The 11,723-nt window shown below is 64.0% G+C and carries 10 protein-coding genes; 2 read left to right on the forward strand and 8 right to left on the reverse strand.

What is annotated here, in order from left to right:
• Positions 1 to 222 precede the first annotated feature (222 nt).
• Together GQ57_RS42965 and GQ57_RS01565 are read right to left on the reverse strand one after the other, a co-directional pair.
• Entirely contained in the window at positions 223 to 531 is a 309-nt protein-coding gene (locus GQ57_RS42965) for a hypothetical protein (RefSeq protein ID WP_160257497.1), read from the reverse strand.
• A gap of 619 nt (positions 532 to 1,150) precedes the next feature.
• Entirely contained in the window at positions 1,151 to 2,272 is a 1,122-nt protein-coding gene (locus GQ57_RS01565) for a DUF2827 domain-containing protein (protein ID WP_031397195.1), read from the reverse strand.
• A gap of 479 nt (positions 2,273 to 2,751) precedes the next feature.
• Here GQ57_RS01565 and GQ57_RS01570 point away from each other — a divergent pair, with 479 nt between their 5' ends.
• The gene (locus GQ57_RS01570) at positions 2,752 to 2,946 is read left to right on the forward strand and encodes a hypothetical protein (protein ID WP_034196985.1); all 195 of its coding nucleotides are present in this window, start codon (positions 2,752 to 2,754) and stop codon (positions 2,944 to 2,946) included.
• A gap of 106 nt (positions 2,947 to 3,052) precedes the next feature.
• On the opposite strand, the gene GQ57_RS01575 is transcribed toward GQ57_RS01570, so the two are convergent.
• Complete coding sequence (locus GQ57_RS01575) at positions 3,053 to 4,117, reverse strand: GlxA family transcriptional regulator (protein ID WP_081894806.1); 1,065 nt, start codon at positions 4,115 to 4,117, stop codon at positions 3,053 to 3,055.
• 242 nt (positions 4,118 to 4,359) lie between these two features.
• Here GQ57_RS01575 and GQ57_RS01580 point away from each other — a divergent pair, with 242 nt between their 5' ends.
• Complete coding sequence (locus GQ57_RS01580) at positions 4,360 to 4,746, forward strand: VOC family protein (protein ID WP_031397198.1); 387 nt, start codon at positions 4,360 to 4,362, stop codon at positions 4,744 to 4,746.
• On the opposite strand, the gene GQ57_RS41260 is transcribed toward GQ57_RS01580, so the two are convergent.
• From GQ57_RS41260 to fghA, 5 genes are all read right to left on the reverse strand, one after another.
• The gene (locus GQ57_RS41260) at positions 4,733 to 5,206 is read right to left on the reverse strand and encodes a hypothetical protein (protein ID WP_152603168.1); all 474 of its coding nucleotides are present in this window, start codon (positions 5,204 to 5,206) and stop codon (positions 4,733 to 4,735) included. The two genes, GQ57_RS01580 and GQ57_RS41260, sit on opposite strands and share 14 nt — an antisense overlap.
• A gap of 181 nt (positions 5,207 to 5,387) precedes the next feature.
• The gene (locus tag GQ57_RS01585) at positions 5,388 to 8,078 is read right to left on the reverse strand and encodes an excinuclease ABC subunit UvrA (protein ID WP_034196887.1); all 2,691 of its coding nucleotides are present in this window, start codon (positions 8,076 to 8,078) and stop codon (positions 5,388 to 5,390) included.
• 61 nt (positions 8,079 to 8,139) lie between these two features.
• Entirely contained in the window at positions 8,140 to 9,453 is a 1,314-nt protein-coding gene (locus tag GQ57_RS01590) for a replication-associated recombination protein A (RefSeq protein WP_034196888.1), read from the reverse strand.
• Between the two features lie 64 nt (positions 9,454 to 9,517).
• Positions 9,518 to 10,837: an NAD(P)/FAD-dependent oxidoreductase gene (locus GQ57_RS01595; RefSeq protein WP_052001000.1), complete on the reverse strand. Its 1,320-nt coding sequence runs from the start codon at positions 10,835 to 10,837 to the stop codon at positions 9,518 to 9,520.
• 18 nt (positions 10,838 to 10,855) lie between these two features.
• Positions 10,856 to 11,686 (reverse strand): S-formylglutathione hydrolase, encoded by an 831-nt coding sequence (gene fghA, locus GQ57_RS01600; RefSeq protein WP_034196889.1) that lies wholly within the window; start codon positions 11,684 to 11,686, stop codon positions 10,856 to 10,858.
• Between the last annotated feature and the right edge of the window lie 37 nt (positions 11,687 to 11,723).

An 11,723-nucleotide genomic window follows, 5' to 3' on the forward strand; every position in this document is an offset into this window, starting at 1 on the left:
TCCGCTCGGACTGCTGCCCTTATGGAGCGCATTTGGCAGACAGCTGGCGCCGCACATCACTTCACCAGTCTGCCAAATCATGGAATCAAGGCTGTCGTGCTCATTCAATGGCTCGCGAACGAGAACGTCTTCCATCCCAAGCTCATGTTAATGGCCGGCACGCTGAAAGGCACGAACGACCGCGGGCTATGGCTCTCGGTCGGCAGCGGCAACCTGACGCTGTCAGGCTGGGCGATCAAACGCGAGGTGATTGGCAGGACCGTCGTCGGGCAACAGCATGCCGCCGAATTGTGTCCACTCGTTGCATGGCTTGCCACGCAGGCGCAGCGGCAGGTCGCTGTGTCGGGACCGGACGCGGCAGAAGGGAAGGAGGAAGGCGACATCCGCGAGATTCTCCGGTACTTGCATGACGTGCTCGACGACGCCAGTCAACTCGCGTCCGACGCCCCTGACATGCCGACCTTGCATCTGTCCTTGCCGGTCGAAGGACGCACGCCGCTCGCAATGATCGATGATCTGAAAGGCAGTCACCCGATATGGAGGTCCACCAACTTCTGTTCGTGGTGCGTGCGTGGGCCCGAAATACACAATTATCGAATGGGCATACGGTTAAGGCGGTGTGAAAAAGCAAACGCCTGCTCATCAGGCGGGCATTTGAAGAGGTGGGGCGAGAACATACCGCGGTACACGTCCAAGCCGGTAAGTCCCGCTCCCTGTTTTCGTTTGCTAAACATAGCTCGGCTACGATGTGAGAGTACCTGCCGATCAGTTCCAAGGGCGGCAATCTGTTCTTCCAGCTCGTCAACGCCCGCCACGAGTGCTGCTCGATCATCCGCCCAAGACTGGCAAGGGTAGCTGTCCACCGGCTCAGTGCTGAGCAGCTGGGGGCGTTGCCTAGGTGTTAGCGCTGGACTTTTGGCTTGTTACGGGAGCGGCCCCTTCGTGCACTCGACCGTGAGAGGAACGTACGGTCGTCACCTTGGGTTGATTCTTCAAGAGGTTGGTACTCGACGCCCGGAGACGCTTACACAGCGCACGAAGTCCGGCGGCGTGGAATGTCGGACGCGCGCCGTCTATAAGATCACGAAGCGGATCACGGCACACACGCATCAAACAGACGGCATCCCGACCAGCATCATCACGACGCAATTCACTCGAAAAGACCGCCCAGCAGCTTGTCATACGCCTCGATTTGCTTCGGGTTGGTCGACAAGAACTGCCCGATTATTTCACGTTGCCGGTTACGATAATCCTGCCAGTTTTCGTCGTGAGATTCGATTGCGCGTTCGAGTTGCCGGCAACCTTCTTCCGCGTCGTTTTTCTCATAGAAGTAGCCCAGCTCGCGGCAGAGGTAGGCATTGTGAACCAGCGCGTAACCGTTCCAGCAAACATCGAAATAGAAATAATTCAAGGCCAACCCCAGCTGATGCGATATGACGATATCGGTGTATTCCGAAAGGAACTGAGGGGTGTTGTAATAGCCCACGAAGCTGATTTTCGAATCCCGAACGAGATCCAGGTGATGCGCGATGCCGACGAATTCGGGGCTGTTCCTGGCGAGATGCTCGGTATTCGTCGCATGTACGTAGGAAATCTTTTCGCCCAGTTTCCGATAGCCTAACTCCGCGATCAACAGCGGATAGAGGCAGAACTTGGTGACGTCGATATTCGCTTCCATGATCGACAACCGCTTGGGTTGTCCGGTCGGACGATACTCTCCGCGATGCGGGAGCGCAGCCGATCGTTCCTCAACGCATATCGGATCCCAGACGAACGGCACCTCGCGAACGGGCTGGCGTCGCAATACGCTGAAGAAGCTTGCGCTGGTGTCGACCACTTGCGGGATGATCCATACCTGATCGTAGCGTGGGTTGATGAATACCGTTTCCGCATGCCGTCTGCCGAAAATCATGGCCTGCATCATGTGCACGTATTCCGGGCCGCAGCAATAGCTCACGACCTTTGTGCCGCGTGCCTGCAGATACTCGGTCTGCTGCAGATCGATTTGCCCCCCGAGCTCGATCAGAACATCGAGCGAGTCTTTTGCGTCGTCGAAGGAGCGGACTGGAAACTGCGTGATATCCCACGGAAGATCCGGCGTGATCTTGACGCTCGTGGTATTGACGAGCGTCACCCGATGGCCGAGCGGCGAGTGTTGGAAGAGCTTCATCAGATACAAGGCATTCTGTTTGATGCCATTGACCCAGAGACTCTCCGTCGCGTGATGAAGGCCGATTGTAATGCCGATGTTGAGCGATCGTGCCGAACTCATGGGGGCTCCAGTGTGCGTATCAAACAGCGACTGAAATCATAGCGTCCCTTGCTTTACGGGCTGTTAAGAACTGTCAAAATATTGAACTCGATCCGCCCCGGGTTTGTGGAGACTCATATTCCCGAGTCAACCGGAACCCGCATCGGCCGATGCGGCTACCCGGATCCGGCACGTTTTCGGTGTTCTCCCGCCGGTGGCATCCGAAAGGCTGTTTTCCGCAGAAGATTGAGATCCCGTATCGCCGGGGGCGTGACCGTGGCGACAGGGCGGGAGCACGCTTGCGACGCCGGGCGACGATTGTCGGTCGCGGTCTGGAAATCCTCTCGCTTCACCGGTTCGCTGTCCGTCTGCAATCCTGTCCAAAATCGTCCGCCGGCGGTCGATAGAATCGTCTTCATCCTGCATGCGGTTGAATCCATCAGCGGTCAACGCGCATGCGTGGCAGTCGCAGGATTCGCCCTTACGTGATGGAGTCGATGATGAAAGCCCTGATCAAAGCGCATTTGCTTCATCCGTCGGTGGTGCTTCCTATCGCCGCGCTGACGGAACTGATGGTCGAGCGGGACTTCAATCTGAGTCAAGTCGGGTTGATCGTCGCCGCGCGCGGCGCGCAGGCGATGGTGTCGTGCTCGCGTTCGCTCTTGTGTTGCCATCGGTGCGGCGCGGAAAGCTGATCGCCGCGAAAGGAAAGCGCGGCGCACCGGCCTGTGTCCGGTCGACGCAGCGCCGGGCAAGATCGCGCCTCTCTCGCTTCACGTCGCCGGAATCGCCGGCCCGGCTTCACGATGTCTTCAGGCTGGTCGTGGAGAAGCGCGCGCGATAGGCGCGCGGCGTCAGGGAGAAATGCCGGACGAATACCTTGCGCATTTGTTCCTCCGTCGGAAACCCCACGCGGGAAGCGATGGTCTTCAGCGGCAAATCGCTGTCCAGCAATAGTGTCGCCGCCCGCTCGCAGCGGGTCCGGACCAGGTAGTGGGTCGGCGGCATGCCGACCTCTTCCTTGAACAGCCGCGTGAAGTTGCGCACGCTCATTCCCGCCTTCTCGGCCATATCTTCCAGCTGTAACGGTTTGCCCAGATTCGAGCTGACCCAGGTCTGAACGTCCCGGATCTCCGGGGCCGCGGTCATCTGGCTGTTCAACAGGTCGCTGAACTGCGACTGGCCGCCGGGCCGCTTGAGGTAGATGACCAGATCGCGCGCGACCGCCAGCGCGAGGTTGCGTCCGAAATCCTGTTCGACGAAGGCCAGGGTGAGGTCTATCGCCGCCGTGACGCCGGCGGACGTCCAGATGTTGTCCTCCTGAATGAAGATCGCATCGGCGTCGACCTCCACGGACGGAAACCGCTGCTGCAGCAGCGTGGCGACGCTCCAGTGCGTCGCGGCGCGTCGGCCGCTCAACACGCCGGCCGTGGCCAGGAAGAAACTCCCGGAACACAGCGCCGCGAAGCGGCGGGCGGCGGACGACCGCCTGCGCACCCAGTCGACGAGGGCGGTTTCGCGTGCGACGGCCGATTCGATATCCAGCGCGCCCGCGATCAGTACCGTGGAGAGTGCGTCACGCTCGGGCAAGCCCGCGCTCACGTCCAGCGAAATCAGCGTGTCCGACGGAATGGCGCCGGGCGTCGGGGCCACGAGGTCGATTCTGTACCGCCTCGTATCGCCCTGCGCGGCGAGATGCCGGTTGGCGTAGCTCAGGACGCTTACCGGGCCGACGGCCTCCATCAGCTTGAATCCCGGATAGATCACGAGATGCACGGGGTGGGTCGACGCCGGCCCGGCCGCTCGTTGCGAATCCTCGGAAGGAAATTGGACCTTTGCGTGCTCGTCCTGCCAAAAGGGGAACATTTTTCAGACTCCGCGTAATTTGAAGGAGGGATCTTGGCCAGAATCATCCGGAACGTCTCAATAGAATCGATCTTGCTGGATGTGAGTTGGTGCAAGCCGGACGCGTCGACAAGCGTGTTCGATTTTCACTAATTCCAAGAGCGAGTGGCTCGGGATTTCAGTCACGGCTCGTGTCGCCTGCAGGCGCATCACCGAGATCGGTAGGATCGCTTGTTTTTTCATTTTCGTTGAGGAGTAGTATTGTGACCACGTTCACGCATATCACGGTTGGCACCAACAATCTGCCGGAAGCACGCGCGTTTTACGACAAGGTTCTGGCTACGCTCGGCTGGTCGCGTATCGCCGACCTTCCCGGCGATGTCGGCTCGATCTGGGGCGCAGGCAAGCCGTCGTTCTTCGTTCTGAAGCCGGCCAACGGCCAACCCGCGACGGTCGGCAACGGCGTCACGGTGAGCTTCGAAGCGTCGGATCGCGCGGCAGTCCAGGCATTCCACGATGCCGCACTGTCCCTGGGTCGACCCGACGAAGGCGCAGTGGGCCCGCGTGGCTGGGCGCCGCACGCCTTCGCCGCTTACACGCGCGATCCGGACGGCAACAAGCTGGCTGTTTACACCTTCACGCCGGCGTAACGCCGCGCGTGCCAGCGACTCCGGAGCGTATGCGCTTGCGTGGCACGGGTGCCTGCGAGTGACGATGTGCGTGGATGAGCGGCTTCCGGATGAGGGAAATCCGCGAATGCCGATCGTCGTGGCACGGGCGCCCGGATGAGCTGGTGCCGACTGCGTAACGGTCTGGCCCGAAGACAAGCGTCTTCGGGCCAGCCTGCGTAGCAGGGTGTAAGTCATTACCGGTCGGGTCATGCATGTTTTTCTCCGGTGACAGGCCGCCGAATTCGATGAAATCCGCTGCCGCGAATCGGGAAATGAAAACGAAATTCCCGGAATCGATTTTCATGATGAATTCGATCAATTGAGCGGTTAAATCCAGTCGTATATTCGGGAGTGCCGTGATCTTTGCGTCATGCAAAAGATTGAGGAATTCCTGGCCGATGCATTTCGAATTCATGAATTCGATCGTCGATGTTTCCATGTCGTTTTTTCGGGCTGTGCGCATGTTAGTCATCGTCGTCGGTTAAAGCGCGATGCCGGAACCGCAGGCCACATGACGTGAAGTGCATGTCACGCGCTGCAACCACGGTCGCCATGTCGCGGCCTCGGCCGACGGCCGGCGTTTGCCGACCGAACGGTGCCTCGCCGCGCAATTCAACCAACTAGGCCGGCGAGCGTTGCTGCTTGCGGCGACGTTCGGGAACGCCCGAGCCGGCTCTCGCCAGTTCCTGCGCAAGAAAATGCGCGGTGCGACTGCCAGGCGCCTGGGCCAATTGCCGGGGCGTTCCGGTTGCCACGACGCGCCCGCCTTCTTCGCCCGCGCCCGGACCGACATCGATCACCCAATCGGCCTGCGCGACCGCACGCATATCGTGTTCGATCACGACAACCGAATTGCCCGCATCGACGAGGCGTTGCAGTTGCACCAGCAGCCGGTCGGCGTCCGATGCATGCAGTCCCGTGGTCGGCTCGTCGAGCACGTAGAGATTGCGTCCGCGCTGGCTGCGCTGCAATTCCGTCGCGAGCTTGATGCGCTGCGCTTCGCCGCCGGAGAGTTCGGTGGCGGGCTGCCCCAGGCGCAGATAGCCGAGCCCGATTTCGTGCAGCAACTGCAGCGGCCGGGCCACCGCGTCTTCGTGAGCGAAGAAATCCCGAGCCTCGTCCACCGTCATCTGCAGCACCTCGGCAATGTTGCGGCCGTTCCAGAGGACCTTGAGCGTCGCCTCGTTGTAGCGTGCGCCGTGGCAGGTCGGGCAAGGCGCATACACGCTGGGCATGAACAGCAGCTCCACGCTGACGAATCCTTCGCCTTCACAGGTTTCGCAGCGCCCCTTGGGCACGTTGAAGGAAAACCGCCCGGCGTCGAAGCGGCGGCGACGCGCGTCGGGCGTGGCGGCGAACAGCTTGCGCACATGGTCGAACAGCCCGGTGTAAGTCGCCAGATTCGAGCGCGGCGTGCGCCCGATCGGCTTCTGGTCCACTTGCACCAGCCGTTGCACCGCGTCGAGATCGCCCGCCAGATGGCCGGCGGTGACCTCGATCACCGTGGGGCCCTCGCTGGTGCTGTCGGCCGCGTCGTCTTCGGGTTCGTGGCCCAGATGCAGAAGCACGAGTTCGGGGAGTGCCTGGGCGACCAGACTGGATTTGCCGGACCCCGAGATGCCCGTGACCGCCGTGAGAACGCCCAACGGAATGCGCGCGTCTACGCCATGCAGGTTGTGGCGATGAATGCCGCGCATCTCGAGCCATCCGGCGGGCTCGCGGCCGCGGCTCGGCGAAGCGGGAATCTCGTCGAACAGGTAGCGCGCGGTGCGGGATTCGTCGATCGCGCGCAGGCCGTCCGGCGCGCCGCTGTAGAGCACCCGGCCGCCGCGCTCTCCGGCATCCGGTCCGACGTCCACGAGCCATTGCGCGCGGCGCATCAGGTCGAGATCGTGCTCGACGACGAACACCGAATTGCCGGCGTCGCGCAGTCTGTCGAGCGCGTCGTACAGGGCCTGGCTGTCGGAAGGATGCAGGCCCGCCGAGGGTTCGTCGAGGACATACACGACGCCGAACAGCATCGAGCTGAGCTGGGTGGCCAGCCGCAGCCGCTGCAGTTCGCCGGCCGAGAGCGTCGGCGTCGCGCGGTCGAGCGTGAGGTAGCCGAGGCCCAGTTCCCGCAATTGGCGCAAGCGTGCAACGACCCCTTGGGCCAGACGTTGCGCGGCGAGGCGTTTTTCCTCCGACAGCGCGGAGGTGCGACGCACGTCCGGCGTGACCGTGTGCGTTGCGCGACCCGATGCGGCACGCGCGTTGCGGTCGCGCCGGGTCGCTTCCCGGTCCGTGCCGGCGCCGGCCGCGTGCGCGCGGAAATCGCCCTGGGCGATCGGCTCGAGCAGGGACGCCAGGCGGTCCAGCGGCATCTGCATGAATTCGCCGATGTCCACGCCGGCGAAGGTCACCGAAAGCGCCTCGGCCTTCAGTCGCTTGCCGTGGCAAACGGGGCACGGCTTGCCTTCCATGAAGCGCGATACGCGCTTTCTCATCAGCGCGCTCTGCGTGTTGGCGAACGTATGCAGCACGTAGCGCCGCGCCCCGGTGAAGGTCCCCATGTAACTCGGCTCGAGTTTGCGCTTGAGGGCCGCCCGGGTTTCAGCCGGCGTCAGGCCTGCGTATACCGGCGCCGTGGGCGTCTCCTCGGTGAACAGGATCCAGTCGCGGTCCTTCTTCGGAAGATCCCGCCACGGCCGATCGACGTCGTAGCCGAGGGTCACCAGGATGTCGCGCAGGTTCTGTCCGTGCCAGGCCGGCGGCCACGCGGCGATCGCCCGCTCGCGGATGCTCAACGACGGGTCCGGCACCATCGTCGCTTCGGTCACCTCGTAGATGCGGCCGAGGCCGTGGCAGCTCGGGCATGCCCCTTGCGGCGTGTTCGGCGAGAAGTCTTCGGCATACAGCATCGGCTGGCCGGCCGGGTACGCACCGGCGCGCGAATACATCATGCGCACCAGGCTGGACAGGGTCGTCACGCTGCCTACCGAGGAGCGCGCGTTGCTGGCGCCGCGTTGCTGCTGAAGCGCCACCGCCGGCGGCAGGCCGTCGATGGCATCCACATCCGGGACGCCCACCTGGTCGATCAGGCGCCGCGCATACGGTGCGACGGATTCGAAGTAGCGCCGCTGCGCCTCGGCATAGATCGTACCGAACGCCAGAGAGGACTTGCCCGAGCCGGAAACACCCGAGAACACCACGAGCGCGTTGCGCGGAATGGACACGTCCACATCCTTCAGGTTGTGTTCGCGTGCGCCGCGCACCTCCACGAAGCCGCTCATGGCGTGACCGGCCGGCTTGCCGGAAAAATCGTTGGGCATGATGTTCTTTTCCTACCGTTCGTGTCGGCGCCGAAGCGGCGCGAATTCGATGAAAGGCCGATCAGGACTTCCCGTTGCCGTCTGCCGCGGCATCGAGCGAGCGCAACCAGGCGAGCTTTTCCCCGATCCTGATTTCGGCCCCTTGATCGGCCGGCTGATACCAGGCCTGTCGCGCGACGCCGTCCGGGAAATAGGTCTGACCGGCCGAATAGGCGTAGCGTTCGTGATGAGCATATCGATAACCCGCGCCATACCCCATCGTTTCCATGAGCCGGACCGGCGCGTTGCGCAGGTGCAGGGGAACGGGCCGCGACCCATCGCCCCTGACGAATGCCTTGGCGCGCTCCCACGCGATGCACGAGGCGTTCGACTTGGGGGCGACGGCGAGGTAGGTCACGGCCTGCGCAAGCGCCAGTTCTCCTTCCGGGGAACCGAGCCGGTCGTACGCTTGCGCCGCGCCGAGCGCCAGCTCCAGCGCGCGGGGATCGGCGTTGCCGATGTCCTCGCTCGCCATCACCATCATGCGGCGGGTGACCTGGCTCACATCGCCGCCGCCGTCGAGGATGCGGGCCAGCCAGTAGAGCGCGGCATCCGGCTGCGAGCCGCGCAGGGACTTGTGAAAGGCCGAGAGCTGCCAATGGAACTCGTCGCCCCCCTTGTCGAACCGTCGCAGTGACGGGCTGGCGGACAGTCCCGCGAATGCGCCGTCGACGGCTGTCCGGCCGGCCGCCGATGCCGCGAGCGCGACGTGTTCGAGCAGGTTCAGGAACCTTCTGCCGTCGCCGTCCGCGAAACCCGTGAGCAAGTCGAGCGCATCGGAATCCAGTTCGACGCCCTGGAGATGGGGGCGCGCGCGTTCGTAGAGTTGCTGTAGCGCGTCGTCGGCCAGCGGCTCGAGCGTATACACCTGTGCCCGCGAGAGCAGCGCGGAGTTGATCGCCAGCCCCGGATGCTCGGTGGTCCCGCCGACGAGCGTCAGCAGGCCGGATTCGACATGGGGCAGCAACGCATCCTGCTGGGCCTTGTTGAACCGATGGATCTCGTCGATGAACAGGACCGTCGGCTGCCCGTGGCTGTCCAGCGCGGCCTGGGCGTCGTCGATGGCCTGCCGGATGTCCTTGACCCCCGCGAGCACCGCGGAAACGGCGATGAACCGGCTGCGGGTGACGTTCGCGGCCAGCCGCCCCAGGGTGGTTTTGCCGACGCCCGGCGGGCCCCACAGGATGAACGAGTGCAGCTTCCCGGCGTCGAACGCGAGGCGCAGGGGCCTTCCCGGCCCGAGCAAATGCCGCTGCCCGACGAAATCGTCGAGCGTCGCGGGACGCACAAGCTCTGCCAGAGGGGGCGTCGGCCGGGTGGTGAACAGATCGACCAAGATTACCTCGCGAACGTCGACATCTCTGGCAGATTGGGGGGCGGGCGAACGCAGCGGCGCTGCTTCAATCCCGGGGGCTGGACCGGCCGAATTCCAGCTTCGGCGGCACGCCTTCGGCTTCCTTGCCGCGGCGCATGATGAGACGGGAGCCGCGATAGCCGATGCTGTGGTTCCACACCCAGCTGATCGCGACGCTGAGGCGATTCTGCACGCCGATCAGGAAATAGATGTGCGCCAGCTTCCAGACCCACCACGCGATCGCGCCGCGCAACTTGATCCGCCCCATGTCGATGACGGCAAGGCTGCGCCCGATCGTCGCCAGGTTGCCCTGGTGCCGATACCTGAACGGCTTGGGAAGCGCGTCGCCCGACAGTCGGCGCTTGATCAGGTCCGCGACGTACGCGCCTTGCTGCTTGGCTGCCGGCGCGATGCCGGGCACGAACTTCCCGTCGGGCATCGGCACGGCCGCCGTGTCCCCGATCACGAAGATTTCCGGACGATCGGGCACGGTCAGGTCCGGGCGGACCAGAACCCTGCCGGCGCGATCGGCGTCCGCGCCCAACCAGCGAGCCGCGGGCGACGCCTGTACGCCGGCCGCCCAGACGATCGTCCTGGCCGGCAGCGATTTCCCGCCGTAGATCACGCCTTCCGCGGAGCACTCGGTGACGGGCGCGCCGAGTTCGACGTCGACGCCGAGCTTGCCGAGTGCGCGACGCGTATATTCGGAAAGATCCTCGGGGAACACGGGCAACAGCCGGGGGCCCGCTTCAATCAGCACGACACGCGTGGCGCGAGGATCGATATGGCGAAAATCGCGCGCGAGGGTGTCGCGGGCCAGTTCGGCGATGGTGCCCGACAGTTCGACGCCCGTCGGGCCGCCGCCGATGATCACGAACGTCTGGAGGGCGGCGCGCTTCGCCGGGTCGCTTTCGCGCTCGGCTTCTTCGAACGCGACGAGGATGCGACCGCGAATGGTGGTGGCGTCTTCCAGCGTCTTCAGACCGGGGGCGAACGCCTCCCACTCGTCATGTCCGAAATACGCATGCCGGGCGCCCGTCGCGAGGACGAGCGTGTCGTACGAGAGCCGCGACCCGTTGTCGAGTATCACTTCCCGCGCGTCGCGGTCGACGCCTTCCACTTCCGCCATGAGCGTCTGGACTTCCGGGCGCTTGCGAAAGAGGTAACGGATCGGCCACGCGATTTCCGAGGTCGACAGCGATGCGCCCGCCACCTGATAGAGCAGGGGCTGGAACAGGTGATGGTTGTGGCGGTCGACAATGGTGATGTCGACGTCGGAATGGGCCAGGCCGTTGACGACGTCGAGTCCACCGAAGCCTGCACCGACGATCACGACATGATGTCGTTTGCCTGAGGCCTTGAACATGATTCGCTCTCCTCTCGCTCAGCGCTTCAGCGCGGACGCGTGGTGTGCAATGTGCTCGCCGATGAAGCTGGCGATGAAGTAGTAGCTGTGGTCGTGGCCCGGACGCAGGTTGAGCTGGAGCGGGTGACCGACGGCCTCGCATGCTTCGCGCAGCAGCTCCGGCCGCAGCTGCTTTTCGCGGAACTCGTCGTCGAGGCCCTGATCGACCAGCAGCGGCAGGCGCTCCTGCGCGGTACGGACGAGTTCGACGGTGTCGTACTGCTTCCACGCCGCCTGGTCGTCTCCGAGATAGGCCAGCAAAGCCTTCTGCCCCCAGGGAACCTGGGACGGCGCGACGATCGGCGAGAACGCCGATACGCTTCGATAGCGGCCCGGGTTGCGCAGCGCGGCGACCAGCGCCCCGTGCCCGCCCATCGAATGGCCGCTGATGCTTCTCGCATCCGTGACGGGGAAGTGGGCTTCGATCAGCGCGGGCAGTTCGTGGACGACGTAGTCGTACATCCGATAGTGGGCGGCCCACGGAGACCGCGTCGCATTGACGTAGAAGCCCGCCCCCTGGCCGAGGTCGTACGCGGCGTCGTCGGCGACGCCTTCGCCGCGCGGGCTCGTATCGGGGGCAACGACGACGATGCCGTGCTCGGCCGCGTAGCGTTGCACCGCGGCCTTGGTAATGAAATTCTGTTCGGTGCAGGTGAGACCGGACAGCCAGTAAAGGACCGGCAGCGGTTGGCTTGCCGCCTGCGGGGGCAGGTACACGCCGAAGCGCATCGTGCAGCCGAGCGTGACGGCGCGGTGTTGATAGACTTCCTGCCAGCCGTCGAAGCTGGCGTGATGTTCAACGCGTTCCATGCGTTTTCTCCTAATGTGGGCAGAGGGTGTGGCCGTG

This window comes from Burkholderia sp. MSh2, assembly GCF_000731655.1.
GTDB classification, from domain to species: Bacteria; Pseudomonadota; Gammaproteobacteria; order Burkholderiales; family Burkholderiaceae; genus Burkholderia; species Burkholderia paludis.